The sequence below is a fragment of the Micromonospora sp. NPDC049060 genome (genome assembly GCF_040649055.1).
Lineage (GTDB): Bacteria > Actinomycetota > Actinomycetes > Mycobacteriales > Micromonosporaceae > Micromonospora > Micromonospora reichwaldensis.
In genome coordinates, this window is record NZ_JBEZEV010000071.1 from 1 (window position 1) to 19350 (window position 19350).

General features: G+C 69.1%; 5 protein-coding genes and 2 pseudogenes. 5 read left to right on the forward strand and 2 right to left on the reverse strand.

Annotation, left to right across the window (positions count from 1 at the left end; translation table 11 throughout):
* Positions 1-147: 147 nt before the first annotated feature.
* On the reverse strand, positions 148-1392 hold the full coding sequence (locus AB0B83_RS22460; protein WP_101409309.1) for an IS256 family transposase: 1245 nt from the start codon (positions 1390-1392) through the stop codon (positions 148-150).
* 264 nt (positions 1393-1656) lie between these two features.
* On the opposite strand from AB0B83_RS22460, the gene AB0B83_RS22465 reads away from it, so the two are divergent.
* From AB0B83_RS22465 to AB0B83_RS22485, 5 genes and pseudogenes are all read left to right on the forward strand, one after another.
* Entirely contained in the window at positions 1657-7659 is a 6003-nt protein-coding gene (locus AB0B83_RS22465; protein WP_357579814.1) for a DEAD/DEAH box helicase, read from the forward strand.
* Positions 7656-10043: a hypothetical protein gene (locus tag AB0B83_RS22470; protein WP_357579815.1), complete on the forward strand. Its 2388-nt coding sequence runs from the start codon at positions 7656-7658 to the stop codon at positions 10041-10043. The genes AB0B83_RS22465 and AB0B83_RS22470 overlap by 4 nt, the downstream gene beginning before the upstream one ends.
* A gap of 55 nt (positions 10044-10098) precedes the next feature.
* Positions 10099-16158: a hypothetical protein gene (locus AB0B83_RS22475; RefSeq protein WP_357579816.1), complete on the forward strand. Its 6060-nt coding sequence runs from the start codon at positions 10099-10101 to the stop codon at positions 16156-16158.
* Positions 16159-16884: 726 nt separating this feature from the next.
* On the forward strand, positions 16885-17655 hold the full coding sequence (locus AB0B83_RS22480) for a hypothetical protein (RefSeq protein ID WP_357579817.1): 771 nt from the start codon (positions 16885-16887) through the stop codon (positions 17653-17655).
* A 206-nt stretch (positions 17656-17861) separates the two neighbouring features.
* Positions 17862-19090 (forward strand): annotated as a pseudogene (locus AB0B83_RS22485) (IS701 family transposase).
* A gap of 11 nt (positions 19091-19101) precedes the next feature.
* Here AB0B83_RS22485 and AB0B83_RS22490 read toward each other — a convergent pair.
* Positions 19102-19329, reverse strand: a pseudogene (locus AB0B83_RS22490) (replication initiator); the annotation flags it as partial.
* Between the last annotated feature and the right edge of the window lie 21 nt (positions 19330-19350).

Below are 19350 nucleotides of genomic sequence, written 5' to 3' on the forward strand. Positions count from 1 at the left end.
CTTCTTGTCTGCCATGACGTGGTCCTTCCCGGACAGGATCGACGTCCTGTCCAACGGACCACACCCAGGTCAAACACGGAAATCTACGCAGTCCCCGCGTCCGCGCTGGTGGTGTAGGAGACGGCCATCGCGGGATCCGGTTTGATGTTATGCGGCGATCGGGGTGGGGTCGGTCTGGTCGGTGTCGTGTTGGCTGGTGTCGATCGTGACCATGCGGGCTTTGGCGAGGAGTTCCAGGCCCATGTAGCGGCGGCCTTCGGTCCACTCGTCGGTCTGCTCGGCCAGGACGGCGCCGACGAGGCGGATGATCGACGGCCGGTTGGGGAAGATCCCGACGACGTCGGTGCGGCGGCGGATCTCCTTGTTCAGCCGTTCCTGCGGGTTGTTCGACCAGATCTGGCGCCAGATCTCGCGGGGAAAGCCGGTGAACGCCAGGAGATCGTCGCGGGCGGCGTCGAGGTGTTCGGCGGCGGCCGGGAACTTCGCCTCGATCGTGGCCACGACCCGGTCGAACTGGGCGCGGACGGCGTCGGCGTCGGGCTGGTCGAAGATCGTGCGCACCAAGGTGGCGATCCACGGCTGCGCCGATTTGGGCACCTTCGTCAGCAGGTTGCGCAGGTAGTGGGTCCGGCACCGCTGCCACGATGCCCCGGGCAGAGCCGCGCCGATGGCGGCCACGAGGCCGGCGTGGGCGTCGGAGATGACCAGACGCACCCCGGTCAGACCACGGGCGGTCAGGCTGCGCAGGAACGCCAGCCAGCCGGCGCCGTCCTCATCCGAGGCCACGTCCAGGCCCAACACCTCACGCTGGCCGTCGGCGTTGACGCCCACGGCGATCAGCGCGTGGACGTTGACGGTGCGGCCGTGCTCTCGGACCTTCATCGTGAGCGCGTCCATCCACACGAACGTGTAGTGGGCGGCGTCGAGGGGCCGGTTGCGGAACGCCTCAACCTGGACGTCCAGGTGCGCTGCCATCTCCGAGACCTGCGACTTCGACAACTGCCGGATGCCGAGCTGCTCGACCAGCTTCTCCACCCGCCGCGTCGACACCCCGAGCAGGTAGGAAGTGGCCACGACCGACACCAACGCCTGTTCGGCCCGCCGCCGGTGAGTCAGCAGCCAGTCCGGGAAGTAACTGCCCTGCCGCAGCTTCGGGATCGCCAGGTCGATCGTCCCGGCGCGGGTGTCCCACTCCCGCGGCCGGTAGCCGTTGCGGGAGTTGACCCGCTCGTCGCTGCGCTGCCCATAACCAGCACCGCAGATCGCGTCGGCCTCGGCGGACATCACCGCCTGCGCGAACGTCTTGATCATCGCCTGCAACAGATCCGGCGACGCGCCCGCGATCTGCTCGCACAGCAGCTCAACAGGGTTCACACTCTCAGATGCGGCCATCGCGCATCACTCTCCTTCACTGGGCTTAGCCGTCTCGAAGGATCGCGCGGTGGCCGTCTCCTATCTACCCAACACGCCCATCACGGGCAAGTCGTACACCACTTCCGTGGACGCAACCCCTGATGGGCCCAGTTGGCATGTTGGTCCACACCGAACACCCCATGTCAATCGCCTAAAGCGCGGCGGCTTCCAACCGACATGACGAAGAACTGTCGATGCCTGGCGGTACAAGTAGCGGCACCCTCACGAGCGACAATAAAGGCGGTGAGGAACTGGGGTTCCGTACCGACTGAACGGGGTGGTTTTACGAGCAAGGCAGGTACGCGCGAGCTGCAGCTTCAGCAGCTACTGAAGCAGATCGGCCCGTGCAACAGCGGCATCCTGGTGTCCGCTGCCCAGCAGCGGTGGCCCGGCGCGCCGGCTTCCCGCGTTCAGACCGTCGTGTCCAAGGCCATCTCCGCCGGTCTGATCCACGACCACGGTGGTGTGCTCTCGGCTGCCAATGACTCCACGCCCGCCGACCAGCCGACGACGGCGAGACGACGGCCTGGTCCGCTACGCGCCGTGATCGTTGACGTGGAGGCCGTCGTCCGGGCCAGTGCAGACCACCCACACGGTGACCGCCGGATCTTCCAGATTGGCGCGGTACGCCTATCCGCTGACCCGAAATGGTGCGCTGACCAACCGGCGTTCGCCTCCTGGGTCAGGCTCTCGGACCCACAGTGGGAGCAGCAGCTACGGTCGGCTCACGTCCGTGAGCAATACGCGCAGAACGCGGTCGACCCGGAACAAGCGCTGGATGAGCTGCGCCGGTACATCGACGACGCTGACGTCCTGGTCGCCTACAACGGCGCCGGTGCCGACTTCACGATGCTGGACGAAGCGGCGACCCTGGCTGGGCAGCCGCTGTTGCATGGCCCGCGGCGGGTAGACGCGCTTTACCTGGCGTACACGGTTTGGCCGCACGCCGGTTCCCATCGTCTCGCCGAGCTTGCCGACGAAGTCGGCGTCGACCGGTCCGGGCTCAGTTGGCATGACGCTTCCGACGATGCCGAGCTGACCGCACGGCTGCTGCGGCAGGCGGCTGTGGCGGTGCAGGGCTGGGACGCCGACGTCCGTGAACTGCTGTGCGCGGTCGGCGCCGGCAGCGTGGCCTGGGAGCTGCTCACGTCGCTACTGCCCGGTCCGATACCGCGCCCGTCCGTCGATGACGTGACGGTGGCGCAGGTCCTCGCTGATGCCCTGGCCGACCTCGATGCGACGGGGGGATATCAGCCGGTGCGGCGTGGCCGGCTCCGGCCGGTACTGCGGCTGCCGGACACCGTCCGCGGGCCAGGCGGGGACGTCGACCCGCACGCGCTGGCGCAGGCGGCGACGACCGGAACGGTGGAGCGGCGGGCAGCGCAGCAGCAGATGGCGGCGTTGCTAACCGGGCAGATCCGCGCCAGCCGGGATGCGTTGTGTGAAGCACCGACCGGCACCGGAAAAAGCTTCGCGGTGCTGGCGGTCGCTTTGCAGTGGCTGGACGGCGACCCACGGCGCCGCGCTGTAATCGCGACGTACACCAAGGCGTTGCAGACGCAATTGGGTGCCGACATCGACCGGCTCGCTGGCGTAATCGACGGTTTGGAACAGGCAGCGGACCTGGTCAAGGGTGCCGCGAACCGGTTGTCGTTGCGTGCCCTGGTCGCTTCGCTCACCGACGCTGCCGCCGCTGCGCAGACCCGGCCGGGCCGGGGCCGGGCCGGGCGACCCCGGTTCGTCGCACAGACCGGGTTCCGTGAGCTGCTGGTCTACCTGACCCGGCGGCTGATCACCGCGGCCACCGCACCGCAGGGGTGGCTGGCGCGTAGCGCGGACCCGGTGGACGCGCCGATGTTCCTGGCCGAGTACTTCAGCTCAGCCTACGGGCCGGTGCTCGGGTCGTGGCTGCGCAGTGTCAGCCAGGACGGCGACGACTACGCCCGCGGATCAGGTTCGCCGCTGGCGGCGATGACAGACTCGGTGGCTGAGGCGCTGGCCGGGCATCGTCTGGTGATTGCGAACCATGCGCTGCTGATGAGCCGGCCGGACGTGTTCGACGACGGCACGCTGCTGATCGTCGACGAGGCGCATGCGCTCGAGCAGGCAGTTACCGGCGCTGGCAGCGCGGCCGTGGAGTACCGGCTTCTGGAAAATCTCGTTGCGGAACTGCGCCGCTGGGCCGACGAGCAGACGGACGTGCCGCCGCGGCTGCACGCGGCGGTCGCCGAGCTGGAGGGGCACCTCGACACGGAGATTCTGCCGCGGGCGGGACAGGCGGTGTTCGACGCCGCGGGTGGGGAGCCCGGCAGCCGTGCCGCCACGCTGGCCAGCCCGTTCGGTGGGCTGGGCGGTGACCGGCCGGCCCGGCAGCTGCTGTCGCGGCTGAACACCATCGCGCTCGTCGCGGAACAGGTGCACCGGCAGGTGGTCACGCATCTGCAGACACCGCAGATGCAGTCGGTGTCGTGGTGGGAGAAGGAACGGGCCGGGTCGCTAGCCGCCCGGGTCGCGCAGCTCACCGACGCGGCCGGGCGCATCGTGGCCGATGCCCGCAGCATCCTCGACCCAGATAGTGACCGGGATCTGGAAGCCGAAGGTGGTCCTGGCGCCGCAGTCAGGCTGGACAGTGACGCCGACGATGGTGAGGTCGCCGGTGCCGTCGGCGCTGACGAGGAGGACCTCGGCGCCGGCGAGGAGGACCTCGGCGGTGACGGGCTGTTCCCGCTGCCGGGCCCCGACCTGGGTAACCGGGTGGTGTACGCGGTTGAGCATGACCTGGCCGGAGTCAGCGTCTCCGCGCGCCGGTACGGGTTTTCGCTCGCGTCCGCTCCGATTGACCTGTCCCGTGACCTGCAGTGGCTGGAGGTTCGGCAGCGGTTCGCCCGGATCTTCTACGTGTCGGCGACGCTGCAGGTGGCAGGCCGCTGGGACTACATCCGCAAACGGCTTGGTCTCGGTCCGTCCGTTGACGCGCACACGTTGCCGGGACCGTTCGATTTGGCCGAGCAGGCCCGGCTGGTCTGCTTTACCGATTTCCCGAGCTGGGCCGAACAAACCGACGGTGCGATCCGCACCGTGGCGCATCAGCTGGCCGGCTACGCGCGCGAGGTCATTCGTCCCGATCCGCAGGCGGCGCAGCAGCAGGCCTTCACCGGTGGTGCGCTGGTGCTGACCACGGCGACGAAGGCAGCGGCCGCGATAACCGTGCGTTTGGAAGAACAGGCGGTCGGGGTGCCGGTGACGTCGGCGCCGTTGCTGGGCAACGCGCGGGCCGCGCGGGCGTTCACCGACACCGGCGGGTTCTGCGTCGCGACCCGCGGCATGTGGCAGGGCGTCGACTTCCCGGCCGACCGGCTGTCGCTGGTGTGGATCAACAAGCTGCCGTTCGCGCCATTCGCCGACCCGGTCATCGCCGCTCGGCGGGCCTCTGTCGCCCGCCGAGCCGAGCTGGCCGGCCTTGCGGACCCGGACCGGGTCGCGACCGAGTTGTACTACCTGCCGCTGGCGGCGATGGATTTGCGGCAGGCGGTGGGCCGGCTGATCCGGTCGCGTAAGCACCGCGGTGTGGTTGTGATCAGTGACCGGAGACTCGCCGGGCGTACCGCGCTGCGCCGTGCCTACCGGCGGGTGTTCCTGGAGTCCCTCGATCCGGGCTTGCTGGTCGCTGACCCGGACACCGGCGAAGCTGCGAGCTGCAATCTGACGACGATGGCCGACGGATGGGCCAGGATCTGGCGATTCCTCGGCAACAACGGCTTGGTCACCGCCGATCGGGTCGACGAACTGTGCAAGCCGGACGCACTCACGGAGCACACGCTGCTGCCGGCTACCCGCAAGATCCGGCAGGCGCAGCTGACTCCTGAGCAGGAGGCCGTCGCACGCGCCGATGGCACGCTGGGACGGCTGTTGGCCGACCGGTGCGCTTCGATCGGTGGTTACCTTCGGTTCTCCGAAACGCCGCTGGCATTGAAGCCACAGCAGGAGCAGGTAATCGAGGCGGTCGCTGACGGTAAGGATGTGCTGGCGCTGCTGCCGACCGGGTTCGGTAAGTCGTACACGTTCCAGCTGCCGGCGCTGGCGTTGCCGGGTGTCACCGTGGTCGTGTCGCCGCTGATCGCGTTGATGGCCGACCAAGCCCTCGAACTGAACGCCACCGTCGGTGGGGCGGTCCGGGCCCTGGTCGGGCCGATGGCCGAGTCAAACAGCCGGCGTGGAAAGACCGAGGTCGCCGAACAGCTCACCGGCACCGGCGATCACGGCATCAAGCTCGTCTACGTCTCTCCGGAACGGCTCGGGAACCGCCGCTTCCAGGAGCTGCTGCGCGCCGCCGCCGCGACTGGAATTCTGCGGCGGGTCGCCGTTGACGAGGCGCACACGTTCGTGCAGTGGGGCGACGACTTCCGGCCCAGCTTCCGCCGCGCCGCCCGGCTGCTCGCCGAGTTGCGGTCCCGGCACGGGGTGCGGGTCACCGCGGTGACCGCGACCGCGAACCGGGCGGTCCGGGAAGGGCTACGGACGGGCCTGTTCGGCCTGCCCGCCACCCCGGCACCCGGGGAGGTGCTGGTGACAGTTGCAGCGGACCCGCTACGGCCGGAGCTAGCGATCTACCGGCGGGCCATGAAAACGGCTGGCCCGAACACGGTAGCCGGGCTAACCGAGGCGATCGCCGCAGCGTGTAACGAGCACGCCATCTTCTACTGCCTGACGGTCAAGGAGGTCGACGCGGTTTACGCACACCTGCGCGAGTTCGTCGGTGACGGCGCGCAGCGGGTCCGCCGCTTCCACGGCCGGTTGTCCGAGGCGGAGAAGGCGGCGGTGCTCACCGAGTTCCGCGACGCCCCGACCAAGCATGAGGACGGATACGCCCCGCTGCTGATCGTGGCGACCAGTGCGTTCGGGCTGGGCGTCAACCGCGGCGACATCCGCTGCGTGTTCGTGGTGTCCCCGCCGACCGACCTGGCAGCGTTGTACCAACAGCTAGGTCGGGCCGGCCGGGACCAGGCTGGCCGGCCGCCGGGCGAGGTGACCACACCCTCGGCCGGGCTGGCGTTGGGCTCCAGCCGCGGGTTCCGGACCGTCGCGTGGATGGCCGCGCAAGGGCTGCCGGCGGCAACCTTGCGCACCGTCGGGCAGGCGGTGCTGACTGCGGCCCGTACCGGCGGCGTCCTGGACCCCGACCGGGTCGCCGACGGATGCATAGCCTCCGACCTGGCCGCCAGCAGGCTGACTCGTGACGACGCCCGCCGGCCAGGTACGGTGTCGCAGTACCGGGCGGCGGTCGTGCGAGCCCTCGCGGTCCTCGCCGAAACCGGGGCAGTCGACGACAACGGAGACTTTCCCGCGACGGTGACGATCACCCCGCTCGACGATCCGGCCCGCTGCGACGACCACACCCTCACCGCCGCTGCCGTCGCAGTGGCTGCACTAGCGGGCGCGGCGCCGGGCCGGCACCGGATGTCCGACGTCCACGCTGCCCTGACCGAGCAGGTTCGGGGGTACCGGCTCGTCGCTGACGACCCGGCCCAGACATGGGCCGTCCTGGCTACGCTGCACGACCTCGGCGTCGTCGACGTGTCCCAGGCCGGGAACAACCGGACCCTGATCGCGGTCGGGGCGCGGGGCAGCGGCACGCTGCCGGCCGACTACCTGCACCGGATGACCGGTCACCGTGCCCGCCTCACCGACGACCTGCGGGAGCTGCGGGCCTGGTACGACGCCGGTGTGTGCGCCAACACGGGATTCGCCGGCTACTTCTCCCTGACCGGTGCGGTGGTGCTGCCCGATGGTGTCTGCTCCACCGCGGCCTGCCGCTGCTCCACCTGCTGGTCGACCAGCGACGATCCGGCGCCGACACCGGCATTGCTCGACGCGTTGAACACGCCCCGGCCGCGGCCCGCCGCGCGCCGGGACGCGGCACCGTACCGGGAAGCGGTCCAGCGGTACGTGCGGTCGCTGCTGTGGGACAACTACCGCGGCTTGACCGTCGGCATGATCCACCGAGTTCTCCACGGCGACGAGACGTATCTCGCCGCCGATGGCCGGCGCCGGCCGCTGTGGCCGCGGCTGCTGTACCACCGGCTGCGTGGCGTCGACCCCGGGATACAGGCCAGCCACGTGCAGGAAGCCGTCACCGACCTGGTCGGCTGCGGCGAGATCGCCGGTGACGGCCGGGTGTGGCGGCTGCGCCGGTACACCGAACGTGACGCCGCCCGCGCCCAGGCGGCCGGGAGGGGGGCCCGATGACCACGGTCGGCACCACAGTGTGGCGCCCGTTCCATGACGAGCCGCTGTTCGTGCCAGAACTGCTGCATGGTCCCGGTGCCGTCCCTGGCCGGCTATGGGACCAGATCATCGGCTTCCTCACCCGGGTCGCCGAGGTCCGGCGGGCGCCGCTGCACACCTGCACCGCGTTTAACGCACTGCATTTCGGCTTCGATCTCGACACCCACGGCTACCGCGCCGAGGTCCTCGCCCCGGATTTGTTTGTCCAAGTCTGCGCGGAACAGCAGCAGCGGCCCGTGCTGCCAGTCGGCACGTTCCTTCACATCGACCGCGGGGGACGCCGGTCGCTGCTGGCCGAGGTCGTCGCCCGCTACGGCGCTGACCCCGCCGTCGATGACGACGGATGGGCACCCGCGTCGCTGTCCGGTGGCCCACCTGGGCAGGAAGAACCCGGCGGCGCCCGTACGGGCGTCGAACGGATCATCCTGGACGTCGAGGCGTTCGGGGCCCCACTCACCACCGCCGAATACATCGAGCTGGACCGGCTGCGCCGCCGCGGATTGGTGCTCGACGCCCGCGGCCACCTGACCGGACCGGTGCACTATCCGGTTGGGACCGGCGGCCGCGACGACGTGGCCCTGTACGCCGCCCACCTGCTCGGCCCAGGTCGGCCGTTGCTGCTCGGCGGACCGCTCGGAGGTCTGCTCACCGACCCTGGCGATGAGCAGGTCCTCACCGCCGCCTTACACCAGGCGCTTGACACCATCGACCGTCTGCTCGACGCTGCCGGTGGGCTGCGCCGCTGGCACGGGTACACCATCAACCAGGACCGGTTCGAACGGCGCCGCCGTGATGGCTGGCCGGGCTTGGGCGCCGCAGACGTCGACGACGTCATCGCGACCCTTCGACGCGCTGGCCCGCAGCCGCGCTACACCGGCGTGTGGCCGCTGCTGGCTTCCCGCATTAATGCCGCCAGAGCCGATGCAGACCCGCTCGAGCTCGCTGGCGCCGCCGACGTGGTCGTGCACACGAACCTGGTCGCGGCGGACCTGGCTGCGGCGGCAACCGACGGTCTCCTGCCCGGCGGTGTGCACCTGCGCGTCGACGATGTCTGGCAGGCCGGTGGCCTGTGGCGCTCGGCGCGGGAACCGGTGCCGTCGGCGGTGCTGGCCACCGATCCGCGTACCCCGCTCGGCCTCGGCCATCAGCCCGGTGTCCCGGACGGTCCCGAACCGGCCCAGCCCGGATCTGGGCCCTCCTCCGGCGGTCGACAGCCCGCACCGTCGGACCCGCCGGCCGCACACGGTGTTCCCGCCAGCGAGGAGGACGTCGCTGCCGAGCAAGACACGCCGGGTGAGGCGGACGCCTCGGCCGAGGAGCAGGGCGAGGACCTGTCCGGTCTCGTCGTCGTCCGCGACAGCCTGGTGGTGTACACCATTGCGCTACGCGAGAGTCACTGGGACGCAGGCGAACTGCCTCTAGCTGGGCAGGGGGCGGACGTCCTCGCCGACGGGCCACTGATCATGCAACTGCACCACGACGGTGAACCCCTCCAAGACATCGAACAGATCCAGCAGATCAGCCGTGACGGCACCGTCCTGACCGGTATCAGCTGGCCGTGGAGTTTCTACCCCGGCATCAAGGTCACCGTGGCGATCGCCCGTAACGCCACCCGGTTCAGCGCCACCACCACCCTGCTCGACCATCCCCTGCCGTACGGCGACCAATACCGGTGGGACGCCAACGCCGCCATACTCGCCGCAGCGATCGGTGCCGAGCAGCCACCAGCCGAACCGGCCGCCCCGCCGGAGCACCAGACGCCGCTCCCGGCCGGAACGCCGGAACGGTACCGCGGGGTTCTCCAGCTGCGAGGGCTGATCATCGCCGCGCTGCGGCGCCACGGCACGCTCGGCGCGTTCGGGGCCCGCCGGCTCACCGGGCCGCAGCTGCTCGCCGCGCTATTCGGGCCCGACCTGGTCGCTCCACCGCTGATGTGGGAGGTCATCTACACCTGCGACCGGCTCGTCGACGCCGGCAAGCTGACCAAGGAACCCGGCACCGGCAGCCCTGACCAGCCCGCAAGCGGCGGACCCGACGTGTTCGTATGGTGGCCCGACGACAACGCCCGGCGCGGCGCTCACCAGCACACCGCCCGAGCCGACATCCTCGCCGGCCGGATCCGCGAGCACTGGGTGCCCCCGTTCCTGCGGCTGTTGCCGACGGGTCACCAGGCCAGCGACGCCGCCCGCAACGCCTACGCCGAGTGGGTCCTGAAGGTGTACGGCCCGGACGCTGACACCACCCTGCCGGCCGGTTACACGTTCGTCCGCGGCCAGCTCCGCGGCTCCGGCGAGTCCGCCGGTCTGCTGCACCTCGCGGTTAACCCGCATCACCACCCTGCCTGACCCCTGCACCACCGCTCACCCGAGCAAAGAACCATGGAAAGTGAGACCCTCCGCGATGGCTTCACCGTCACGACGCCGCCGGCGCCGGCACCCGCGTACCTGTGCCCACCATTGCACCCACGTCAGCCCGGAACTGGCTGGGGCCCGCGATGAGGCGATCGCAGAACTAATCGGCGAGCTCGACGAGCTCGGCGACCCAATCGGGGCCGCGCTCGGATGCCTCAGCGGCGAGCAGTTCGCCAGCCTGGTCTGGCAAGTGCCTCCACCCGGCCGGACCGATTTCCTGACCGACCTGGGAGTTCCGCCCGCGCGGCGGCCCACCGCCACAGCGGCCCGCATGGGACTGGGAAAGCTTCGGCAATGGCCGAAACTCAAGCGCGACAAGGCAGCCCGCTTCCTCACCCACCGCGTCGCCGACCGTCTCGACGCCGAGTGGCACAAGGCCGGCGGAGACGAGCAGCAGCGCGAGAACGCGCTGCGGGACACTCTGACCGGCGACCCTAGCCAGATCAACTCCGTGCGGCTGGCTCTGATCTGCCACGGCCCGACGTCCTGGGGCATGACGGCTGCGCTGCGGATCGGCTTGGATTCCGCAGTAGGCCACTCGGACTGGCCGCGGCCGGCCGTGGACAACATCGCCGCGGCGTGCCGCCGTCTGGAGAACGTGTGGGCGCAGGTCGCTGCCGCTCACGCCCAGCCGGCCCCCGACGACGAGCCACACGACGTCGACGAGCTGCACGATGACGAGGAAAGCGGTGAAGACGCCGTCGACGACCAGAGCGACGGTGACGCCGAACCCGGCGTAACAGCGCCGCCCCTGCCGGACAGGGAACCGACCGCCGAAGGGCCCGCCACCGTGTCCAGTGAAACCGGCAACCCCGTCTGCGTACCCGGCACCGGCACAGTCGGCAACGGACACGACCCAGCCGCCGCAGCAGCGGATTTGCTGAACCTTCAGGCGCAGGCCCAACAGGCCGCGACGGCACTCACGGAAGTCCTTCACCGCGGCGGGATCCCGCACCGGCGGTACCTGGACCCGGTTGCCGCGTTCATCGACGCCGCCGACCAGCTGCGTGACCTGCTCGGCGGACCGGACCAGGCCATACCCACTGAGACGACCGTCGAGTACCTGCTCACTGCGCTGTCAGCCATCGGCGAACTCCACGGTCAGCGGGCAAGAATCGCCAGCATCGCCCAGCTTACCGGCCCGGACAGCGAACGTGACCGGATCGCCTCGGCCGTCACGCTGGCCTCCGAACTGCAGCAGACGCCGGTATGGGGGCCGCAGCAGCATGATCACGCCACCGGGCTGCTGGCACTGCTGGATCTGATCGGCGCGGCCGCCGCCAAGGATATGCAGGCGCTGCCCGCCGCCCTCGCCAGCGTCGAGCAGCACCTGCCGGACAACATCGCCTCCCTCCGGCTGCCTGCTGTCGGCGGCCAGCTGCAGATAACTGACAGCACCGTCTCTGCTGCGGACCCCGCAGCCGAGGACGAGCGCACCTCCAAACCGGCAGCGGCTACCGAAGACCCCGCGGCCGTACAGGAACCGGTCACCACCGCCGCGCCGGCTCCGGTGGCCATCCCCGACACGCCACAGCAGCCGACGCTGCGGGCCGCCGCGGCCACACCAATGCCGTCCACCACTGACATCCCCGCCACCGAGGGCACTCCCGTCATTGGGTACAAGCCCACCGCGGCGGGCACATCCTCCGTCGAGGACGAACCTGTCGAGCAGGACACGTCCGCCGACAATGCTGCAGGACGCGACCTCGTCCGGCAGCTGCTCGGCGCCGGCCGGCTGAGCTTGGCGTACCACGCCGCCGCGGCCTGCGGCGACCGCCGACGCGCCGACGCGCTGCGCATCCTGGCCCTCGCCGACGCCGTCCGCAGCGAGACCTCCCCGACCGCCGGCGCACTGCGCACCGCGCTGGAAGCCGAACAGGGCAGCCCGGCGTCCGCCGACACCGCCGTACAGATCCTGCTGCTGGCCGGGACCGTCCGCGCCTGCCTGGTCACCGCCGACGCCGGAGCCGGTCGAAGCGCCCAGACGATCGCCGAGTCCCTGCGCCAGCTTCCGGCCTTGGCCGCGATCACCGACACGATCGGGACCGCGACGGCGAAACGCCGCCTGTACAGCCCTGACGTGCTTGCCGCTCTCGCACCTATCGCCGGTGCCGACAACGACATCGCCATGACCGTCGAGGCCGCCCAATCCGACATCAACCGGCCCCGCAGCCTGGACTTCGTCCGGGCCAGCCAGATCGTCGAAATGTGGTGGGCGCCGAACGGCGTCATCGGGCGGATCCTCGCGATTGCCGCCGCCGACCACCGTTCAGAGATCGAGACGGTCGCCGAGCAGCTGCGTCTGTTCGCCAAGCGGCAGTACCTCGACGACCTGCTCAACCGAGAAGACGCCCAGCTGCGCTCCGGTAGCAGCCGCCCATTGCAGGGCCAGCAGCGGCGCAAGCTCAAGGAGATGGCAGACCGTTCAGTGACGGTCGTCCGCGCCTGGGTCGATGCGGTCCGCGCGAACCAGGCCGCCGCTCACGGTCCCGTGCCCGCCGACCTGGCCAAGCTGCGCCTCGACGTCCTGGCACAATGGCCAGCAGCCGAACACGAACTGCAGAACCTGATTGCGGCAGCCGCAGAAACGCCGTGGATGCTACAGGCCGAGGCCGCACAGGCGTGCCTGACGAGCATGCGAAGCAGCGTCGGCATGCTCGACGGTCACAAGCCGACCGGTCCCGACCGGGACCCTGACCTGGTCCTTCACCAGGACCTGCTGCGCTGCGCGGCACTGCCGTTCACCGCCGACGGCGTGCCCGCCCGCACGGTCACCATCGACGACATCCACACCGCGCTCGACACGAGCTGGGAGAACGGATTCACGCAGCGGCTGGCCGGTGAGGACTACGTCACGGCCGCTCTAATCATCGACGCGGTCACCGACCCGGCCCAGACCCGGAACATGCATGATCGCCTCGCGACTGCGGCCACGCAGACCTTCGACGAACTGACGACCCTGCACCGCGACGTGTCCAGCGACGTGGCCCGCGCCAGCCGGCTTGGCCAGCTCGACGAGAACGCGAGCACCGCCATCAACAGCGTCCTGGCCGCCGCCAACCTCAGCCGAATCAGCGGCCCGCCGCAGAACCACAACCTCAGCGAATTCCGCAGCCGGCTGCTCGACGTCCAATCACGACTACCGCAACACCTGCACGAGGCACAGGAGGCCCTGCGGAAACGAGCCGACAACGAAGTCCCGGCCAGCCCCGACCGGCAGAGCCGGCTGACCTCGATCTACGCCCGCATCGACGCCGGCGACCTGGCCACCGCCGAGGAGTACCTGCTCGCCGCAGTTCACGGGGAGGCACCGCCGACAGCCGAGCCGTCCAACGACCTGCACCGGTTCCTGCAACTCACCACCCAGGCGGCCAGCGGTATCACCGCCAGCATGGTCCTCGCGGTCCGCCACGGCAATCCGCACCCGTCCCTGGGAGTGAACAGCCTGTCCGCCGCGCAGCGGGCCACCGCAGACACGCTGCAGATGTGGCTGGACATGCGCGACATCCGGCACAACAACGTGCAGAAGAGCACCCTGATGGCAGCACTACGGCTGGCCGGTATCGAGTTCGCCAGCATGCAGCCGCTGCGAGAACTGACGGCCAGCTCCCGCCGCGCCTGGTGGGACCTGACCGGGGTACGCCGCATCGGAGAGACACCCGGCGTGCCGCAGTTCAGCCCGTCCGCCGGGGAACGTCAGCGCATCATGCTCTGCTGGGGAGAGCCAGACGTGCGAGCTATGTTCGGCTGGATCACCCAGGACCCCGGCACCGACCACCCGGTCATCGTGCTGCTGTTCGCCGCGATGACCGCCGACCAGCGCACCGAGTTGGCACTGATGTGCGCGCAGCGGGGAGAAAAGCCGGTCATCGTCATCGACGACATCGCCATGCTGCACCTGGCGATGCACGGCAGCGGCCAGTTCATGGCCACCGCACGGACCCTGCTGCCGTTCGCGGCGACCAACCCGTACGCCCCGGACGGGCTGGCGGCACTGCCGTCGGAGATGTTCTTCGGCCGCCGTTCCGAACGCAGCGACATCATCGACCCGAACGGCGCGAACCTGCTCTACGGCGGCCGGCAGCTCGGCAAGACGGCGCTGTTGCAGGACGCCGCTCGCGCGTTCGCCCGAGTTCCGGAGCACCAGCCGATCTACGTGACTCTGCACAACGTCATCGGCACCAAGGTCAACCCGCTGACGCTGTGGGACAAACTGTCCGAGAAGCTGACCGAACTCAAGATCGTCCCGCCGCGTAAAACTCGCGACCCGATCAAGAACGTCACCACCGCGATCGCCGCCTGGCTGGGTGAGAACCCGACCCGGCGGATGCTGCTGCTCATCGACGAATGCGACGGATTCTTCGACGCTGACGCCGAACTCGGTTTCGAGCACGTCACGCACCTGCGTAACCTGCGCGACGAGACCGGCCGCCGGTGCAAGCCGGTGTTCGCCGGCCTCCACCAGGTGCAACGGTTCGCTCACCTGCCGAACCAGCCGCTGGCCGGCGCCCACCTCGGCGAGCAGATCGCGATCGGCCCGCTCAGCCCGGAACCGGCGTACCAGCTGCTGTTCACTCCCATGGAAGCCCTCGGGATCCGGTTCGAGTCCGACGAGCTGATCCACCGGATCCTCGCCTACTGCAACTACCAACCGAAGCTGCTGCAACTGGTCGGCAAGGCCCTCGTCTCGTCAGCGCTGGCACGACGCCGCAACGGCCCCTACTACTCCATTGACGAGCAGTTGCTCGACCACGTCCTCGGCTCCGAGTCCCTGCAGCAGCGGGTCCGGCAGACCGTCCGCCTCACCCTCGACCTGGACTCGCGGTACAAACTCATCGCCTTGGTCGTCGCGTACGCCGCGCTCGAGCACGGCGCCGACTACACCATGACGACCTCGCAGCTGCGTGAGGAGTGCCAGGGCTGGTGGCCGGCCGGGTTCGCCGGACAGGGCCCCGGCGAGTTCCGGTCCCTGCTGGACGAGATGCGCGACCTCGGCGTCCTGGCCGTCACCGCCGGCACCCGGTGGCGGCTGCGTTCAACGAACGTGCTGCGGCTACTCGGCTCGACCAACGAGATCTGGGAAGAGCTCTGCAGCTCGCAGTGGCGGACCACGGTAACGAAGCTGTCCACCGAAGAGGCACGCGGTCACCTGGATGACGGGCTCATCTCCCCGTGCACCGAGCAGCAGCTGTCTCGAATCGTCAGCCGGACCTCCGGCAGCGCCGTACGGGTGATCGCCGGCACCCACGCCACCGGTGTCAACCGGGTGCGTGACCTGCTGGAGCACTCCCGAAGAGGATTCGGTGCGCGGTTCGACCTGTCGGTGACGACCAGCCCTCAGACGTACGGGAAGGCGCTGCGCAGCGGTGAGGCCGGAGGCCGGCACCACGTCGTCCTGAGTCAACTGCTCACCGCGAAATCCGACACCCTCGTCGACACCGTCGTCAAAGCGATGCAGATCCAGCCCACCGCTGGCGCGACCCGCACAGTGGCAGTTCTCGTCGACGTCAACGCCCCCGGTGTTCTCGACGTGTTGACCGGCCCCAGCTTCGCCGTAAGCAACGACGACATGATCACCCTACGCAGGGCCACCGACATCGGCCTGCGAGGGTGGCTGTCGGACAACGAACTCATGAAGGCGTTCACCGACGCGACCAGCCAGGCTGAACTCATGGCCGCAACCGGCGGCTGGCCGTTGCTGCTGGACCTGGCCGCCGACAAAGCCCGTGAGCACACCAGCACCCGCAAGGTGTGCGCCCAGGTCACCGCATACCTGTCAGCTGTCGAAGGGGCCGCCGATTTCGTCGAAGCGACGGGACTGCGAACCGACTCCGACGCGGGCGATGCGTTCCAGGGCCTGATCGACTATGCCGGCCCCGTCACGTCCGAGGAACTGGTCGAACTGTGCGCGGTGACGGGATCCGACCCGGAACGCACCGCCCGGATCCTGCAGCTCCTCGACGTAATCGATCAGAGCGACGTCGATGGGCGGTGGACGCCAGAACCGGTGGTGGCCCGAAGCTGGCGACACCTTCACGCGCTCGCGTAGCCACCCTCCCGTCAGGGACGCACCTCGGGTGGCCGTGGATTGCACATCCCGGCCACCCATCGCGGCTTGTCCAACAGGCCCTCGAGTCGATCTGAACCGACCCGGGATGTTTGAGAGACCGGGGAACCTCGCTTGTCCCCACCCGCGGGCCCGTCGAACCGCTCGACGTAGCGACGCAGCATCTACAGCGCTTGACGCGGAATCAAGAGACCACAATGCCGCTTCATCCGGGATGCGGATGAAGCGGCAGGTCAGAGTGTTCTACAGCCAGGAGCCTGGCGGCCGACGGTCCGTGCCGTTACCGCCAACAAAGATCATCCGTTACCGGATGTTACCGCCGTTACCGGAGAAGATCTTCATCTCCCCAGGTCAACCGGTCGGGACGGCCGGATTCGAACCGACGACCCCTTGACCCCCAGTTTCACAACGATTCTGTCACGCCATGCCAGAACAACTCGATACATCCGCAAAGCCGGACAGAACAGCATCATGCATCACGCCCTAATGCCATTCCATGTTGGTCACTCCTCCCCCGGCAGGCCATCGCCGTTACCGGGTCCGTTACGGCGAATGGTCAAAGACCCGCCCTGCCGCCCCATCCGGACTGCACCGTTGAGGAGAAGCACAACCTGCAGAGCGTCCTAGGATAAGAGTGTCGGCTGCTGGACACTCCGCTCCCGCCTGAGGTCGTAGCTTACTGTCGCACGTCGGTGACATCGTGTCGTAGTGACGACGACACCCAAGCTTCGCGCTGAGGGCGCTGGCGAGCGAAAGAACCTCCCTCCGGCGATGCTGGCCGCTCTCTGGACTGTCAGCAACGGCCAGTGCTACGCCCCGAACTGCCCCATGCCAGTAGTGCTGGAGGTGCGGCCGGGTGTTTATCAGAAGAACTCGCAGGTGGCCCACATCTACGGCGTGAAGCCGAAGGCCGCCCGTTTCCAGGGAGACATGCCAGCGGAGAAACGCGACTCGTTTGCCAACCTGCTTCTGCTCTGCCTTGCGCATCACGAGGAGGTAGACGGTGACGAAAGCCGGTACACGCCCGAGGTGCTGAAGTCCTGGAAGACTCGCCACGAGGGCGAAGCGGGCGCGGTGCTCGCCAGGTTGCGTGTGCCCGATGCCGAAACGCTCGGCAAGGTGCTGACGGAACTCGCCGAACCTCCGTTGGAGCGGCTTGAGGCCGTCACCAAGCGGTTGGAGGAAACCGGCGTAGCAAGCTCCGAAACCGTCACGGAGCTGAAAGGCATCATCGCGACCATGTCGGCGGCTGGGGACGGTATGAGCGGCCAGACCGCACGATCTCTTGCCTACGCGGCCGAAGTGCTTGGCACGGACACCTTCGATCGCAGCGCTCGCGCTGCCGCGTATGCTGCCGAGATTTTCGAGGCAGGCAGCTTCGAGCGCAGTGCCCGTGCTGCTGCTCAAGCCGCTGAGACCTTGCCGCACCTGGTGGAGCAGCTGGAACGGGCGGTTCGCCAGATGAGCCAGTTCCACTAGCTCCCGAGCAAGCCATGGTGGCCGAGGCATCCGGCAGGCGAGGCTAATACTCCAACGTCACTTGGCTTCGGCGTTGTGCGTGGCACGGGCATGAAGACGGCCACCGCGTTGATCATCGATGGTTTGTGAGGACAACCGAAGATCGTGCGGTGGCCGCGTGCTACAGCGTAGACCCCGCCGGATGGCGGGTCATCCTGGACGAGGCGGTGACGCGTGTCGCTGACCGGTTCGTGCGGGCGGAGCCCCGTCGGACCGCCGGGCAGTTCGTGGAAGGGCTGCTGTCGGGCGTGGAACGCAAGACCTGCTGGTCGCTTGCGGAACGGGCGGGACACGAAGATCCACGGCGATGCAGCGGCTGCTGCGCACGGCGGTGTGGGACGCCGATGGCGTCCGCGACGACGTTCGGGCCTGGCTGATCGAACAGCTCGGGCACCCCGACGCGGTGCTGGTCTGCGACGAGACCGGCTACCTGAAGAAGGGCTTATCCTCGGTCGGGGTCCAGCGGCAGTACACCGGCACCGCCGGACGTGTTGAGAACAGCTAGGTCGGGGTGTTCCTGGCCTACGTGTCGCCCGAGGGGCGGGCGATGATCGACCGTCGGCTCTACCTACCCGAGACGACCTGGTGTCAGCAGCCCAACCGCCTCGCCGCCGGCGTCCCCGACCAGGTCGGGTTCGCCACGAAGCCTGCCCTCGCCCGGCAGATGATCGCCGCCGCGCTGGATGCCGGAGTCCCGTTTGGGTGGGTGACCGGCGACGAGGTCTACGGCGCCGATCCCGGCCTGCGCGCTGACCTCGAACACCGCGGGATCGGCTACGTCCTGGCCGTCGGCTGCGACCGACGTGTGCACGTCAACGACGGTCGCACCCTGGTCCGCGTCGACGACCTCGCCGACCGGATCCCAAGCCGGGAGTGGCAGCAGCACAGCTGCGGCCCGGGAGCGAAAGGACCCCGCGACTACCTGTGGGCATGGATCACCACCGCCACCAGCCCCGGTGAGCATCGGTGGCTGCTCATCCGCCGCAACCGCACCACCGGCGAGCTGGCCTTCTACCTGTGCTGGTCGCCCCGCCCAGTGCCGCTGCACACCCTCGTGACCGTCGCCGGTTCCCGTTGGAGCATCGAGGAGCTATTCCAGACCGGCAAAGGCCAGGTCGGCCTGGACCACTACCAGGTCCGCGGCTGGACCAGCTGGCACCGCCACGTCACCCTGGCCATGCTCGCCCTGGCCGTCCTGACCATCCTCGCCGCCCAGCAGCCCGACACCGACCCGGAGATCATCGCGCTGACCGTCGCCGAAATCCGCCGACTCCTCAACGCCTTCGTCCTCGCCCTGACGCTCCCACCCACGCACACCCTGCACTGGTCGATCTGGCGACGAACATCCCAAGCCCGAGCCCGACGAGCCCACTACCAGCACAGACAGGCCAAATGACGTTGGAGTACTAACCGCCGTTGCGGTTCGACGGCGCCCGCGTATTGGACGTTCCAGCCGACCGCCCGGCGAAGGTTCTGCCAGAACCGGTCGAGCAGCCGAGGGAAGTGCACCGCGTCCCAGGCAGCGCGCCGGTAGTCGTAGCTGTCCGGGTCGACTGGCGTGCCGTCGGAGTGCACCCGCCAGTAGGAGCCGAGGGTGAGGGTGAGGAACATCGACGGCCGGAACACCGTGCCCTCCTGGCAAGTCGAATTGAAGCC

Coding starts and splice junctions, on each gene's coding strand:
- AB0B83_RS22460 (WP_101409309.1), bottom strand. CDS start 1,392: ATGGCCGCATCTGAGAGTGTGAACCCTGTTGAGCTGCTGTGCGAGCAG.
- AB0B83_RS22470 (WP_357579815.1), top strand. CDS start 7,656: ATGACCACGGTCGGCACCACAGTGTGGCGCCCGTTCCATGACGAGCCG.
- AB0B83_RS22475 (WP_357579816.1), top strand. CDS start 10,099: ATGGCTTCACCGTCACGACGCCGCCGGCGCCGGCACCCGCGTACCTGT.